The organism is Ruegeria sp. AM5, from assembly GCF_056540645.1.
On sequence record NZ_JBQFXC010000001.1, the window covers coordinates 878,038 to 893,189 of the forward strand.

General features: G+C 56.1%; 15 protein-coding genes and 1 tRNA gene. 3 read left to right on the forward strand and 13 right to left on the reverse strand.

All coding sequences use genetic code 11. The features are described 5' to 3' along the window. Positions 1-7 precede the first annotated feature (7 nt). Genes ACR0AH_RS04490 through ACR0AH_RS04500 form a run of 3 tightly spaced genes read right to left on the reverse strand, consistent with a single transcriptional unit; the run spans position 8 to position 1,918 of the window. Complete coding sequence (locus tag ACR0AH_RS04490; RefSeq protein WP_170393275.1) at positions 8-316, reverse strand: BMC domain-containing protein; 309 nt, start codon at positions 314-316, stop codon at positions 8-10. A 43-nt stretch (positions 317-359) separates the two neighbouring features. Beyond that, complete coding sequence (locus ACR0AH_RS04495; protein ID WP_170393276.1) at positions 360-626, reverse strand: EutN/CcmL family microcompartment protein; 267 nt, start codon at positions 624-626, stop codon at positions 360-362. Next, positions 626-1,918: a glutamine synthetase family protein gene (locus ACR0AH_RS04500; protein ID WP_480590608.1), complete on the reverse strand. Its 1,293-nt coding sequence runs from the start codon at positions 1,916-1,918 to the stop codon at positions 626-628. Before ACR0AH_RS04500 ends, ACR0AH_RS04495 begins: the two co-directional genes overlap by 1 nt. A 92-nt stretch (positions 1,919-2,010) precedes the next feature. On the opposite strand from ACR0AH_RS04500, the gene ACR0AH_RS04505 reads away from it, so the two are divergent. Then, entirely contained in the window at positions 2,011-3,150 is a 1,140-nt protein-coding gene (locus tag ACR0AH_RS04505; RefSeq protein WP_170393278.1) for an FAD-dependent oxidoreductase, read from the forward strand. Here ACR0AH_RS04505 and ACR0AH_RS04510 read toward each other — a convergent pair. The 5 genes from ACR0AH_RS04510 to ACR0AH_RS04530 all read right to left on the reverse strand — a co-directional run bounded on the left by ACR0AH_RS04510 (position 3,147) and on the right by ACR0AH_RS04530 (position 7,345). Continuing rightward, positions 3,147-3,497, reverse strand: coding sequence for a hypothetical protein (locus ACR0AH_RS04510; protein ID WP_480590611.1), 351 nt, complete (start codon positions 3,495-3,497; stop codon positions 3,147-3,149). The two genes, ACR0AH_RS04505 and ACR0AH_RS04510, sit on opposite strands and share 4 nt — an antisense overlap. An 89-nt stretch (positions 3,498-3,586) precedes the next feature. Next, complete coding sequence (locus ACR0AH_RS04515; RefSeq protein ID WP_480590614.1) at positions 3,587-4,231, reverse strand: type 1 glutamine amidotransferase; 645 nt, start codon at positions 4,229-4,231, stop codon at positions 3,587-3,589. 50 nt (positions 4,232-4,281) lie between these two features. Beyond that, on the reverse strand, positions 4,282-5,706 hold the full coding sequence (locus ACR0AH_RS04520) for an FMN-binding glutamate synthase family protein (protein ID WP_170393281.1): 1,425 nt from the start codon (positions 5,704-5,706) through the stop codon (positions 4,282-4,284). Beyond that, entirely contained in the window at positions 5,691-6,404 is a 714-nt protein-coding gene (locus ACR0AH_RS04525; RefSeq protein ID WP_170405341.1) for a GltB/FmdC/FwdC-like GXGXG domain-containing protein, read from the reverse strand. The genes ACR0AH_RS04520 and ACR0AH_RS04525 overlap by 16 nt, the downstream gene beginning before the upstream one ends. Beyond that, entirely contained in the window at positions 6,401-7,345 is a 945-nt protein-coding gene (locus ACR0AH_RS04530; protein ID WP_480590617.1) for a class II glutamine amidotransferase domain-containing protein, read from the reverse strand. The genes ACR0AH_RS04525 and ACR0AH_RS04530 overlap by 4 nt, the downstream gene beginning before the upstream one ends. A 128-nt stretch (positions 7,346-7,473) precedes the next feature. On the opposite strand from ACR0AH_RS04530, the gene ACR0AH_RS04535 reads away from it, so the two are divergent. Continuing rightward, a complete protein-coding gene (locus ACR0AH_RS04535; protein WP_170405336.1) occupies positions 7,474-8,145 on the forward strand; it encodes a GntR family transcriptional regulator in 672 nt (223 codons plus the stop codon). A 58-nt stretch (positions 8,146-8,203) separates the two neighbouring features. Here ACR0AH_RS04535 and ACR0AH_RS04540 read toward each other — a convergent pair whose 3' ends face one another. Beyond that, positions 8,204-9,511, reverse strand: a complete 1,308-nt coding sequence (locus ACR0AH_RS04540; RefSeq protein WP_480590620.1) for an aminotransferase class I/II-fold pyridoxal phosphate-dependent enzyme — start codon at positions 9,509-9,511, stop codon at positions 8,204-8,206. A 96-nt stretch (positions 9,512-9,607) separates the two neighbouring features. Here ACR0AH_RS04540 and ACR0AH_RS04545 point away from each other — a divergent pair, with 96 nt between their 5' ends. Then, on the forward strand, positions 9,608-10,486 hold the full coding sequence (locus ACR0AH_RS04545) for a LysR family transcriptional regulator (RefSeq protein WP_480590623.1): 879 nt from the start codon (positions 9,608-9,610) through the stop codon (positions 10,484-10,486). Between the two features lie 107 nt (positions 10,487-10,593). On the opposite strand, the gene ACR0AH_RS04550 is transcribed toward ACR0AH_RS04545, so the two are convergent. The 4 genes from ACR0AH_RS04550 to ACR0AH_RS04565 form a co-directional block, all read right to left on the reverse strand. Next, a tRNA-Ser gene (locus tag ACR0AH_RS04550) sits at positions 10,594-10,683 on the reverse strand. 64 nt (positions 10,684-10,747) lie between these two features. Then, positions 10,748-11,575 (reverse strand): exonuclease/endonuclease/phosphatase family protein, encoded by an 828-nt coding sequence (locus ACR0AH_RS04555; protein WP_170510728.1) that lies wholly within the window; start codon positions 11,573-11,575, stop codon positions 10,748-10,750. An 87-nt stretch (positions 11,576-11,662) separates the two neighbouring features. Beyond that, entirely contained in the window at positions 11,663-14,116 is a 2,454-nt protein-coding gene (locus tag ACR0AH_RS04560; protein WP_480590626.1) for a DUF3772 domain-containing protein, read from the reverse strand. Beyond that, positions 14,116-15,150, reverse strand: a complete 1,035-nt coding sequence (locus ACR0AH_RS04565; protein ID WP_480590629.1) for a cysteine synthase A — start codon at positions 15,148-15,150, stop codon at positions 14,116-14,118. Before ACR0AH_RS04565 ends, ACR0AH_RS04560 begins: the two co-directional genes overlap by 1 nt. Between the last annotated feature and the right edge of the window lie 2 nt (positions 15,151-15,152).

Here is a 15,152-nt window from a genome sequence, read left to right on the forward strand (position 1 = left end):
AGACGGATTAAGCCGCAGAGCCAGCACCAAGGCTGTCGATTATGGCCTCAAGTTCATCATGTGGGCGCGCGATCACGTGGACGGATACGACTTCACCCACTTTGTTTGCCGCTGTCGCACCGGCATCCGCGGCGGCTTTGACTGCGCCGACTTCACCACGCACAAGGGTGGTGACTAGGCCTCCGCCAGCCTTGGTTTGGCCGACAATCGAAACGCTGGCCGCCTTGACCATCGCATCTGCCGCTTCGATCGCGCCGACCAGTCCGCGCGTTTCGATCATGCCCAGGGCCATTTGCCCCGCCACTGGTTTCGCCATTTTTCGTTCCTCCAAAGAAATTTAGATGTTTGGTGTTCTTGGTTCAGGTCGTGGACACGCGATCCACAATCGCGATGATCGCCAGATCGACGGGCGCGGTGGACAGACCGGCGGCCATACGCGCCGCCGAGCCGTTGACCAGCAGAACCGTATCCCCCACCCCGGCACCGCAGGTGTCGACGGCGACCCGCGCCGGTTCGATCACCTTGCCTTTGCTATCGACCAAATCCGTCACCAGCAGTTTCGTACCGACCAGTTTTGCGTCTTTGGCCGTGGCTGTGACGGTCCCGGCGACCTTGCCCAAATGCATCAGAAGGTCCTCAGGTAGCGGTCCAACTCAACCGGAGTGACCTGTTGATTGAAGAATTCAAGCTCGCGCTCAGCCTGCTGCAGAACCAGCTCCCACAGCATTTCGCCCATGAGATCGCGAAGCCATTCGGATCCTCGCGCCAGTTCGATCGCCGTTGGCAAGTCGGTTGGGATCGGATCGCCGATCCCTTCTTCGTAACCGTTGCCGGTTGTCGGCTCTGACGGAGCCAGGCCCTGCTCGATCCCGTCCAGCCCCGCTGCAATCTCGGCCGCCAACAGAAGGTAGGGGTTGGCATCCGCACCAGCATCGCGTTTTTCCACGCGCACCGCGCTGTCGGATCCTTCAATGACCCGAATACCAACGGTCCGGTTGTCATAACCCCAGCTCGTGTTGATCGGGCAGAAAGTATAAGGCTGACGGCGTCGATAACCATTGACGGTGCCACTGCCACAGATTGCCGTTTCGCACATGCGTTGTTGTAGCCCGGCGATGAAGGATTTGCCGGTATCGTTTATCTTGCCGTTATCGGCAAAGACATTCTTGCCGTCTTTCCAAAGCGAGTAGTGTGTGTGGAAGCCGTTGCCGGACTGATCGTAGAACGGTTTTGGCATGAAGGTTGCCAGATAGCCGTGGGCGATGCCCAGCTGGCGGATCAGCGACTTGAACAAGACGACACGATCTGCCGCTGCGAGCGCTTCGCCGTAGCGGATATTCACCTCAATCTGACCCGCAGCATATTCCGGGTTCGATTGCTCGATGGGGATACCGCACTCGTTGATCTGCTGGCGGATCGGTCCAACGATGTGCTCCATCCGCGCAGCACGGCCCAGACCGTAGACCTGAATCCCGCTATCGCGCGGCTGTCCGGTCTCCGGATCCAGTAGATAAAATTCAAGTTCAGTACCGACATTGACCTCGAACCCCATTTCGCGGGCCCGTTCAACCTGACGCACCAGCGCCTGTCGAGGGTCGATCGGAACCGGCTTGTGATCCATACCTTCCGCCCGACCAAAGCAAACAGCGACGCCTGGCTCCCACGGCACAGCGACGGGCTGGGTCATTGGGAAGACGTGCATATCGGGGTAGCCGTTGTCGAAATTGACATAAGGCGTATCCCAGACGTCGCACGTCATATCGATCGCCATCAATGCAATCGACAGCGCATTGCCGCTTTTGCAGACGTGGTCCCAGTGGCTGGCCGGAATGCGCTTGCCGCGCATGATGCCGTTGAGGTCACCCACACCGAGTATGACGGTGTGCGTACCTTCGGGCAGATCAAATCCCGAACTCATTGATGCGCTCTCCCTGTTTTTTGGCTTTATAATTGTTGTATTCTGTATACAGTATTCACAAAGACAATCGATAAACAAGGAAAATCTGCATCATGTCCAAGAACTCGGTCATCGTTGTCGGAGGCGGCATCGTCGGCGTCATGACGGCGCTTACACTGCAACGACGTGGTGAGGCAGTGACTTTGATAGATCGCTGGGAACCGGGACATTCCCGTGCATCTTCAACGGATTACAACCGTGTCATCCGTGCGATTTCCGGGCGGGATGAGTTCTATACACGTTGGGCCCGCGAAAGCCGCCTGCGCTGGCTGGAACTGCAAGCCGAGAGCGGCCAGAACCTGATGTATGAATGCGGTGCGCTGATTCTTGCAACAGGCGGTCATTGCGACTGGGAGAACGCCACAGCCGAAACCTTCGACCGCGTTGGTGTGCCCTACTACAAGTTCGGACGGCAGGACATCGAATCGCGATTTCCGCAGTTTCGCGTTCCTGACATCGAATACGCCCTGTTCGAACCCGAAGCCGGAATGTTGATGGCGCATCGCTGCGTCCTGACCGGGCTTGAGCTGTTTCGTCGAGCGGGCGGGATCGTACAGCGCGGTCGCGTGACCACCGATGGATCAGAGCGCCCAATGCTGGATGGAAAGCCGCTTGAGGCTGATCTTATCATTGTCTCAACCGGCCCCTGGATGGCGGACATGTTCCCCAGGACGATCAAGCCGATATCGACGGTGGTTGGTGTGAATGTCCTCTATACCTCGACGCCAGATGGGTCCGAGGAGTTCGATATGAGCCGAATGCCCTGCTGGATCGATCATGGTCAGGGCTCATTCGGGCTGCCCTCCTCCGAGGGTTCAGGGGTAAAAGCGGCAGTCGTCATCCCGGACAAGATCGATCTGGACAATGACGAAAGGCTAATCCGACAGGAAACGCTAGGACGCACTCGCAGCTATATCCGTCATCGTCTTCCGGGCCTTGAGGGTGAGCGGGTGGTGGATTCCAAATTCAACCAAATCATCCTGACACCTGACACGCACTTTATTGTCGACTGGCACCCCGAGCATGAAAACGTGCTGTTCGCCGGAGGCTGCTCGGGACATCTGTTCAAACACGCGCCGGTTTTTGCAGAGTTTGCGGCCGGTGTTGGAATGAAGGATTTCGGAACGGCTGATCGTTTCAAGATCACTGGTCGAAGAAAACTGAGCCCAAAAGAAAGTCCAAGCGGGCGTTAAAGGTCCGACAGAGCACTATAAAAACCTGAGTTCGGGCACTTCTCCTGCGGCAAGCGATTACCTGATCGAATTGCATCGCGGCAGGTTTTCGCCTGACGGCAATGCCCACATTTTTCTGCAAGCTCAAGGCTAAGCTTAGGATGTGCATTGAGATCATCTTCGCTAAGACCAAACTGACTTGCCATAGAAAGGATACGCTCTCGCGCATTGGGCGCGCCAGAGCGCAACATGGCCAAATCAGCGCGGGACAGGCCGAGATCCGATAGCTCCAGATCGCTGATACTTCCCTCGCGTGGAGCATTCACAATCCGCGCAATCCTCTCAAAGAAATCCTTGTATCCCGTCATTGCCAAATCTCCCAACCGATTGCGTATACAGTATACATAATGCAGCTTTGCTCGACTTGATTAGGATCAAGAGCCGTTCGCTCAAAGGCTTATTGTTCAGGGACGTATGCACCGCGAAAAAGCTCTACTGCTTGAAGCGCTGCAATATCGTCCGGCACCTTTGCCGCGTTGATCGAGGACATCCCATCATCCGCCTCCGTAGCTGACAAAAGCACCTCTCGACCTCTGGTGAACAGATCGCGCAAGTGATGCGCCTTGTATTCGGGATGAAACTGAACAGAGCGGGCAGGAAAATCATAATCCAGTGCACCAACTGGACAGTGGCTCGCTGATCCGGTCACCCGAGCCGAGTCCGGAATGCTTGTTACCTGATCCTGATGCCAGACATATGCATCCACGCTATCTCCGCCATAGTTGAAGGGCCGTGCGCCAACGACATTGCCTACCTCGGCTTTCTCGGCCTGACCACCATAGACGTCAGCCATGATCTGATGACCGAAACAGATACCAAAGACTGGTTTTCGGATTTCTCGACAACGGTCCAGGAAGGCACGTAGCGGCTGCATCCAATCCGTGTCATCATATACGCCAAATTCAGATCCGCCGACTATAGCACCGTCGAAATCGCTCTCGTCCGGGAGCGGTTCTCCATCAACAACCCCTACTACTACGAACTCGGCTTCCGGTAGGTGTGGGGCGATCCACTCATGAATCTGCTGTGAAGTCCGCGGCATTCCCTCCAACAATGGCAGCGGGTGGCTAGTCAACTCAAGAACTGCGATTTTCACCAGTCAAAAGCCCTGTCAATTCCAGCCATTTTCACCCCAGTGAAAGCTGACGCTTGAAAGCTAAGCGCGCGCAGGTCTTCAGTTTCCAGATTGTGTACCGAGGACTTTCCGCAGGCTTTCGCAAGCGCTGTAATCTCCATGGTCATGGCCGTCAGATAGCGCGCAATGCGCTCTGCCCCTGCATTCGGGTTCATACGAGCTTCGAGACTTTCATCCTGCGTCGCAATCCCGACCGGGCAGCGACCTGTGTGACAATGGTGGCAGGCACCGGGGGATGTTCCCAAGGCCGCGTAATCTTCGAGATAGCGCGGACTGTTGCACCCTAGCGCAACCATGGCCGCGTTGCCGATCATCACAGCGTCAGCACCGAGGGCCAGACACTTCGCCGCGTCCACACCGGACCGAATGCCACCGGCAGCGACCAGAGAGACTTTGCCGGTCATGCCGCATTCGTCTAATGCTTCACGCGCAGCGCGAATGGCGCTCATCGTCGGGATACCGGTATGGTTTAACAACAACTCCGGAGACGCGCCGGTACCACCTTCGGCACCATCAACTACTACAACATCAGCACCCGCTTTGGCGGCAACTGCCACGTCAAACCGGGGACGTGTCGCACCCATCTTGATGAAGATCGGCACCTGATAGTTGGTGGCGATGCGCAATTCTTCAATCTTCACTGCCAAATCATCAGCGCCGAGAAAATCTGGATGGCGGATCGTAGATCGCTGATCCACGCCTTCGGGCAAAGTTCGCATCTGGCTGACGCGCGGGCTGACCTTCATACCCAGCAACAGACCCCCGGTTCCGGGTTTCGCACCCTGCCCCACGACAAGTTCCAAGGCATCCGCGCGGCGCAGATGATCCAGATCCACACCATACCGCGCGGGTGACATCTGATAGAGCAGGCGTTGGGAGGCTTCGCGCTCCTCTTCCAGCATGCCACCCTCACCCGTGCAAGTCATGGTTCCTACTTTCGAGGCCCCATAACCCAGCGATGCCTTGGCCGATGCCGACAAAGCACCAAAGGACATTGAAGCGATGTAGATCGGGATCTTCAATTCAAGCGGGCGCTCCACAAGGCCGCGCCCTCCACCCAGTACGGTCGTCGTATCGCAATTCTCGCGATAGCCTTCCAGCGGCAGGCGGGTCATCGTTGCAGGAACGAATGTCAGATCATCAAAGGTCGGCAATTGCTTGTTGAACGTGTTGTATCCACGCACCTGATAGCGCCCAAGCTGCGCCAGCGCGTGAACTTCCGAGATCGCCTCGGGTGTCCAGCGGGTCGATCCTCCTTCGTCATACGACGAAGGAACGCCAGCCGGGCGGCCGTCGATCGCTCCCGCATCGCGGAACCTGATTTCCTCTTCCGAGGCAACGTCGAACGGATATTCGTAAGGTTTACTCAGATCATGAGCCATGCGCTTGCGTCCCTGCTTTCAAAATACCAAAGACGCTGGCCCGAAACCATTTTGCGCCAATTTCGCGAACTGTCGACAAGCCCGAGCGGGTCGAGGATCGCATCGACCTCGGCCACTTCTTCAGCAGTCGGTTCGATCACGTCGACATCCACACCCAGGCTGTCGACCTCGCCAGCTACCCAGACTTCGCCTTCCCAAAGCGCATCAGCACAGGATTCACCCGCACCGCCAAGCGCTATGATCCGACCGGAATGCGCCATGAAGCCGGACTGATAGCCAATCTTTCCTTCGACGACGATGTTTCCACCTTTCATCGCAACGCCCACCCTTGGCCCCGCATCGCCTTTGACATGGATCGTGCCGCCGATCATCGCAGCACCACAGGACATACCGGCATAGCCACCGACAGTGATGTGCCCTTTGGCCATACCTTCGCCAACGGCCCAGCCGCAGTTGCGTTCGATAGTGATTTTCGCCCCGGTATTGAGACCGCCGCAGTAATAACCAACCGACCCCTCGAAAGTGATATCCACATTGTCGGGCAGACCCACGCCCAAATTATGACGAGACAGCGTATCTACCACGCGGATCGGCCGACCCATTGTGCAGGCTTCCATTATCTCACGATTGACCTCGCGGATATGTCGCTTGCCGACTTCGATGACGATCTCATCCATCTTTGCAGCCACCTCATTCATGCCGCCAAACTCCGGTTTCCGACGCCCCAGATACCGGTCAGCGACGGGCCGTCGTAGTTGATCACATCGCATTCCTCGGTCATCACCCGGCGGACCGCTTGTTCTTCGGTCGCAGCCGCCAGATCGCCATTGCGGTTGACGACGACCAGAGGTTTCATTGCAAATCGGTCTTTGGCAAACCCAATCCCGTTTGGCGTTGCGATCATGTAGGTAAACACACCATCGATAGAGGTAATGGACTTCTTTAGCGCCTGCCCCATGGTCAGGCCCGCCTTCATCTGGTCGCTGACCCACACGGCAATCAACTCGCTGTCATTCTCAGTCAAGAACCGATATCCCATTCGGGTCAGCTTATCGCGCCAGGTGAAGTAATCGGTGATCTGCCCGTTATGTACGATCGCGACATCCGAAAATGGGCGCGCCCAGAACGGATGCGATGCGTTAGGCAATACCGAACTTTCCGTAGCAAGCCGTGCATGCCCCAGCCCATGTGTTCCTATCATATCGCGAACTCCGTGCTTTTCGGCCACGGCTTCAGCACCGCCAATATCCTTAATGATCTCAAGACTGCGGCCACAGGATTGAACTTCAATGCGGTCTGTCAGCTCATCCGCGTCCGCGACCCAGGCTTGAAGATTCCTTGGGTCTGAAATTTCCATCCGAAAGCAATAGTGAAGACTTTGGTCCGTTACGATTTGGGGGTCAGACAGAAAGCTGCTTCCGTGTTCACGCAATATCGTTTCAAACGCGGAGAGATCCGCATCCTGTTGAGACTTGTCGAATCCCATTCCGCGTAAAACGTATCCCGTTTCTCGTGGCAAACCATAAACGGCGAAGCCAGTGCTGTCGGCGCCTCGATGTTCCTGCGCATCCATCAGGTCAACAAGATCCGCCCCAACCTTCCCGGGCGCGGCCAGTATTCTACCAGCAATTCCACACATGAAGAGCTCCCTGTTCATTCTTTCTTGTATACTGTATACAGTACACGAACAATAGCAACCCCATTCGCCTTGGCAGCAGTTGTTTTATTGAATACAGAATTCATGAAGGACAGAAAGAGAGGCTCCGAGTGGCTCTGAAACAAATCAAAACACAGCGCAGACGCCTGGCGGACGAGGTCTATGACCAACTGGTCGAAGCCATCATGAGTCGCGAGATCACCGGTGAAGATCGGCTAGTGCAGGAAAAGTTGGCCGCCGAGTTGAACATCAGCAGGACGCCTGTACGCGAAGCGCTCATGCGGTTGGAGACTGAAGGCGTGTTGGAAGTGGCCGCCAGCGGCGGATTTCGACTGGCGCGCATGGACCAGACCGAGGTTCGGCAACTATACCAGGCACGCGCAGCCATCGAAGGTCAAGCCGCGCGCATACTTGCGGTACACGCTGAACCAGAGGTTCTTGATCGATTGCGCGAACTCATTCGTCGCGAAGAAGATCTGAGCCAGCCAACGACACGAGACTATTTTATCGCAAACCGACGCATTCATCGTGCCTTCATGGTTGAGGCGGGCAACAAATTTCTTATCGACATGTTCGATATGATCTGGGGCAAAGCGATGGCGTTCCATCTGTTTTCAGCAATTGAGAACGTTGATATATCCAAATCGCTCGGAAACCACCTGACGCTCGTTGACGCGATTGCGACGGGTGATGTCACCGAAGCGCTGGAAACTTTCACCAGCCACATTCAGGAAGGTTTCGACCTTCAGATCGAAGGTCTGAAAGAAGCAGATAACGGCTAAACCGCGTTTCTGATCGAGCGGCCAATCAGGGCCTGTGACCTGATTGGCCGCAACTGGTTCAAATCACAAAATGCAACCTATCGAACTCACCACGCCATCCTGATACCTCGGATAGAACGGATTCACCGCTCAAGCCACGTCGGATCAGTTCTGCCAGACGCTCTGCATCTCCTGCTGTCATACCCCACCGGACCAGCTCGGGCGTGCCGATCCGTAGGCCATTCATGTCGCCTTCCACCGGCTCAACTGGCAATCCGATGCCACATGCCAGAAACCCGGATTTACGAAGCAGTTTGGAGGCAGTCTGACCGCCACCATACGGCGCTGCCAGTACCGCGAATTGATGCGAATTGGTGAAACCCTCTCCACCTGCGAAGACCGGAACACCTTGCGCATCCAACGCGGCAGCAAGTGCTTTGGACATCGCAATCATCTCATCTGCATAGGCTGAGCCGAACTCTTTCCAATCCAGCATGGTGACGGCAAGTGCAGCCGTTTTTGCGGCATCAAAGTTGGCTGTCATACCGGGGAAAGCAATTGCATCCAGCGCCTTGGCGATTTCTGCATCGTTCGACACAATCAGACCCCCGGCCGGTCCGCCCAGGCTTTTGTAGGTACTCATGGTCATGAAATGCGCACCCTCCTTCAGCGGGTTGCACCACGCACGCCCTGCGATGATGCCGCACTGATGGGCGGCGTCGAACATGACCTTTGCGCCAATTTCATCTGCTATGGCACGCACCTCGGCCACAGGATGCTCAAACAGGTTCAGACTGCCGCCTATCGTGATTAGCTTGGGGCATTCGGTCTTCGCCAATGCCCTCAAGCGTTCCAGATCAACGGTATACCCATCCGCATTGACGGGGGCCTCAATAGAGCGCAGACCAAACAGCCCCGCACACCCCGCCAAATGATGAGTCACATGGCCACCAATCGATGCTGGCGGAGCGATTATCGCATCACCGGGTTTGCAGGTCGCCATAAAACCATAGAGGTTGGCAATTGCGCCCGAAGGCACGCGAACCTCGGCGAATTGCGCGTCGAAAACATCGGCACACAACTCTGCTGCGATGACTTCGATCTCTTCGATCGCCTCCAACCCCATTTCATATTTGTCACCGGGATATCCCAGCGATGGTCTGGACCCGATGCCTGACGACAAAAGTACCTCGGCCCTTGGGTTCATGACATTTGTCGCCGGGTTGAGATTGAAGCACTCTTTTTCGTGAATGCGCCGGTTTTCCTCTGCCAGATTCTCGATCCGGGCCAGTAAATCGCCAGACGACAACGATGCGGCCTTGGTCGCGATATCCTGAATCAGGGTTTCGCTTGCGGCAGGCACCCAGTCTCTTTGTACAAGTGTCATCTGACATCCTCCTGTTTTTCGCAGTTTGGCGGCTTTCGCGTGACACCGCAAAGCAGAATTGTTATTTCTTGGCGTAGAAAAACTAAGGCTAGATCGATGAGTGTCGCCCCCAAACGCCCCAAGGGACCTCCGCTGAATGCAATGAGGGCGTTCGAGGCCGCGGCGCGGCATGTCAGCTTTGTCGCGGCGGCGGAAGAGCTGAACGTTTCTCCGGGTGCGATCTCACAGCATGTAAAGGCGTTGGAGGGTTGGGCAGGTGCGCCGCTGTTTCGCCGCAACGCGCAAGGGGTTGAACTGACGCCCCAAGGTCAATCACTTGTCGCTGTCTTCACCACAGCCTTTGATCAGATGGGCGATGCCGCTCGGGCCTTGCGAAACCTTAAACCAAATGCCGATTTTCACATCGCCGCTTTGCCTGCTGTTGCCCAACTCTGGTTGCCCAAACGATTGCGCCGGATCAGAGAGTGTTTTCCGCATATCAATTTTTCGGTCACGGCGCTGGAAACACCACCCAGCCTGTCGCGTGAGATGTTCGATTTGGCGATCTTCTTCGCGACCTTGGACGAAGCACCTGACCAAATTGTGCTGTGCGAGGATGAAACCCAACCGGTTTGCGCCCCTGCTCTGCTGGATCGGGTGACCGACAACAACGGGTTTCAAGGCACTCCCTTGTTGCACGATCAGACGTGGAGCAGCGATTGGTCCACATGGTCGCGAAGCACAGGTTGTGAGGTCCCAGATGTCAAAACTGGCCCGCATTTTTCGCTTTACAGCCTTGCCGTGGAAGAGGCCAAGGCCGCAGCTGGCGTGCTAATGGGGCACCTATGCTTACTCGAAGAGCCATTGAAATCTGGTGCACTCGTAACGGCCCACGCGCAATCCTGCCCGACAGGGCGTGCTCTAGCGGTTCAAGTGCCAGTGGCATCGCGACGAAGACCTGAAACCGATCAAGTCATCGCCTTGTTGTCAGATTGAGTCAAATCTCATCAATCCGGTGCATTGTGCACGACACTTCACATTGAAAGCCGTGCACAAAACAGTCTCGCATAGACCGCAAGGCATCTCAGATTTCATGGGGTATATGGCGGAGAGACAGGGATTCGAACCCTGGAGACGGTTTCCCGCCTACACACTTTCCAGGCGTGCGCCTTCGACCACTCGGCCACCTCTCCGGTAGAGGTGACTTATGCGAATTTCTGAACCGAGCGCAAGGCCCCTTTCGCAAAAATGGACGGGTCAGAAAATACGAAAGCTGGCGACAAATGGCAGATGATCCGACACCTCATCCTTGAACGCCTCGCGCCCCATATTCATGGTCCAGTGCATTGGAAACAGCCGCAGGCTGCCGCGGACATAATCGGTGGAATAGGTGCGTGATACGGCAAAACCGTCCAGTAAATTGGCGCGACCCTTATCCAGAATATGCGAGAACCGGTCTTGCAGGTCCCAGCACGAAACAAAGTCCATCATGTCATCCCCGCCAAGATGGTGGAAATTGCTGACGTCCTGACCGGGGATCATGTTGAAATCACCCATCAGCAGGATTGTGCGTTGTGTCAGACCGGGGGTCGAGCGGATCTCGGCGATCTTGTCTCCGATAATCCTGCATTGGCTGTCACGTATCTGCTGCTCGGGCCGGTCTCGTCCGGATTTAAGATGCACAGCGATCAGCTTGGCCTTGAATTTGCCGACCTCGACATCGGCGATCAGGGCCTGCCGTCCGCCGGGATCGTCACCTTCCGAGCCGTCGATCAGCTGCAAACCTGTCACCGAGACCCCCGGTTTGTGCAGAAACCCGATATGGATATTGCCGTTGGGCTGCGGCAGGATCTTGACCTGATAGTCCAGCCCCTTATCGGCCAGACCCAAGGCCAGCCGATCGATATGTTCGATGGGGCTGACCTCGACCAGAGTGATCAGTTCGGCGTCCAGCAGGGCCAGCCCTTCGATTTGATGGGTGACCCGGTCACTGCTGGCTGGAATACCCAGACTTGTGTTTACTGGATTGAAGCCGGCCAGATTCCAGACGGCAATACGCGCGAGACTGTGTGAAAATGTAACCATCAAAATTCCTCCTGCAAATGACTTCAGACTACATCAAAATGAAACAGTCCGATAACCATTTGCGGGAAAATGCCGATCGCATCACGCTCAGTGGTTGTCGCCCTCGCCGTCCTGATCCCCTGCCGCGTCCAGATCGTCTGCTGTCATGTCCACTGGTTTTGTCGATGGCGCTTGGGGTGATAGGTCGTCATCCACGGCAGAAGCATCATTGGACGGATCGGACTGACCCGTCAGCACCTCAGGGTTACGGAGCCACAGGTCACGCTGCGCGAACGGGATCTCGATACCTTCCTCAACGAACCGGCGATTGATCTCGTGGTTCATGTCGGATTTGACAGACAGCACCCAGTTCACATCCCGCAGGATTGCGCGGATTTCAAAATCCAACGAGTCTGCACCGAAGCCCTGGAACACTACGCTGGGCGCGGGATTGGCCAGAACCATCGGGTGCCCGTTTGCGATCTCGCCCAGAATAGTTTCGACCTTGCGGGTATCGGTACCATAGGCGACGCCTACAGGCACGATCACTCGGCCAATCGTATTGCCCCGGGTGTAATTCGTAACCACCCCACTGATCAGGTCCGAGTTTGGAACGATCACATCCGTCCGGTCGAACGTCTCGATCCGCGTCGACCGGACTGAGATATCGCGCACATATCCCATCATCCCGTTCACATCGATCCAGTCACCTTTGGAGATAGGACGCTCAACCAGCAGGATGATCCCTGAGACAAAGTTCGATACAATGGTCTGAAGACCGAAACCGATGCCGACCGACAAAGCACCCGCCACGATCGCAAGCGAGGACAGGTCAAAACCGGCAACCATGATAGCGATCAGTGCCGATAGAAAAATTCCGACATATCCGGTACCCGACACGATGGCATTCTGCCCGCCGGGATCAATGCTGGTCTTCGGCAGCAGTGAATTGCGCAGCCCGCTTTGCAGCAAACGGGTCAGCGTATATCCAATGGCGAAAATGGCAACGAACGTCAGGAAGTTACTGGGTGAAATCGTAACCCCGCCAATATCGAACCCCAGCAACAATCGCGACCAAGCTTCAAGCAGGTCCGTCTGGCGCGCGCCCCAGTAAAGCGCCAATATCGGCAACGCCAGAATGGCAAGCGCAAACCCGACCAGAACCGAAAACAGTGAATCGCGCGCGGCGTCGCCCTGCCCCGAAAGCCAGCCATACACTGTACCGATAAATCGCTGCACGATCACCAGAGCTGCAATCAGAACCAGCGTTTTGATGGCAGGAAATACGATAGCTTCGGCAGCGTTGATGTATCCGAAGGCCCCCAAGATTGGAGTCGCAATCCCAAGCATGAACAAGGCGCGCCGCAAGAACTCGACCAATTGGCTGAACCCTGCGCCACGGCGGGTAGCTTCCTGGTCCGTCTGTTCTTGCTGAGGCTCTGATTGGCGGACCTGACGCACACGCAGCAGAAGAAGGGCAGACACCACAACGATCGGGAAGCCAACAACGGCGCGGGTCGCGTCCGAGATATTCTCGATCTGCTCGAACAATTGCGCCAGCTCATGCAGAATAAGCATGACCGCCAACAGGTCGATATAAACCCGCAATTCTCTGATTTTGCCTGCGGACAGTCTTTGGAAGTTCTGCGCCGCTCCCATCAGATAGACCTGCCGGCCGATCCAATCAAAATAGAAGATAATCGCGGCCCAATAGGGAATTTGCTGGAACAAAAGTGTACCGCGCAGGCCCAACACGCCAGTTAGCACGACAGCGGTGACCAACGCCAACACGCCCAACCAAGGCAATAGAATGCGCAACAGCGAAACAATAAAGGTCCAAACCCCGCTGCCGCTACCTCCTAGCGAGCGGAGATATTCGCCGCCTTTCTCGGACCATTTGCGCCCAAACAGCAATAGAACTGCTGAAACAACCAACAGCACGAGAATGCCAAGACCGCGCTCGCGGATTTGTTCGCGCACCACATCAGAGCGCAAGTTTTCGATGGTTTCGTTAATAAGACTGTGCGTCGCCTCTTTGATGTCGACCCAGGCTGGTCCCCAATAGACGGGGTTGAGCGGCGACGGCCCGCGTTTCAGCATCTCTTTCTTTTGTCTGTCCCGGACGATCCGATCAATTTCGCTGATCAGCCCATTCGCGCGACTGAAAGCCTCTTCCGAGATGATGCGGGGAACACGCAAACTGTTCAGCTGGGTTTCGAGTTGCGCGCGCAGCTTGGCAATGTCTTCGGCCTCGCTTTCCCCGTCAGCCGGCTTTGGGCCAAGCGCCTTGAGTTGGCTTTCCAGCGTCTGAATACGATCGGTGTTGGCACCTCGGGCTTTGTTAAAGTCTTCGCGATACTCATTTATTTCCGAACGCAAATTCTCTAATGCTGCGTTGGATGCACGGTTCGCGCGAATAACAGATTCCGCCCGGTCCGCCGTGCTGACCCAGCCCTGATAATACTCGCTCTGCCGGTCAGTAAGTTGGGCAGAGGCGATCCCGCCCAACCCAATCAGGCAGAATAGCACCAGAACCAGACACAGGCGGACCTGTTGCAGCATCACACGTCCTCAAACACGCCAGGAATACTGCGCGGCGCATCGGTCATCCAATCGGGCACGGGAAGTACCTTTTCACGCAGGAATTCAGGATTGAACAGTTTGGATTGATAGCGGGTGCCGTAGTCACACAAAATCGTAACAATGGTGTGCCCTGGCCCCAGTTCTTTCGCCAAACGGACAGCACCGGCAATGTTGATCGCAGTTGAACCGCCCATCACCAGACCCTCTTCGCGCAGCAGATCGAAGATATAGGGCAGCGCTTCGCTATCGGTAATCTGCCAGGAATGGTCAGGGGTGAACCCTTCGAGGTTCTTGGTAATCCGCACCTGTCCGATACCTTCGGCAATAGAACCACCCTCCATCGCGATCTCACCCGTAGTGTAGAAGGAATAGAGCCCCGCCCCCATCGGATCAGCCAAACCGATCTTGACACCCTTGGGCTGCAACGCTTCAGCCACCCCGGCCAGAGTACCACCCGATCCAACGGCACAGATGAAGCCATCGACTTTACCGCCGGTCTGCTCCCAGATTTCGGGACCAGTGGTTTCCACATGCGCCTGACGGTTGGCGACATTGTCGAACTGATTGGCCCAAATCGCGCCATTTGGTTCGGTTTGAGCCAACTGCTCGGCCAGACGGCGCGAATAGTGCACAAAGTTGTTGGGATTACGGTACGGCGCCGCAGGCACCTGCACAAGCTGAGCCCCCGCCAGGCGGAGCATATCCTTTTTCTCTTCGGATTGGGTTTCAGGAATGACGATCACCGTCTTGAACCCCATCGAGGCACCAACCAGCGCCAGACCGATGCCGGTATTCCCGGCCGTGCCCTCAACAATCGTGCCGCCGGGTTTCAGATCACCGCGCGCTATCGCATCGCGGATGATAAACAACGCAGCACGGTCTTTGACGGACTGACCCGGGTTCATGAATTCGGCCTTGCCGAGAATCTCGCATCCCGTTTCTTCGCTGACGCGACGCAGCCGGATCAAAGGTGTTTTACCGACAGCGTCGGCAAGGTCTCGTGCAATGCGCATGG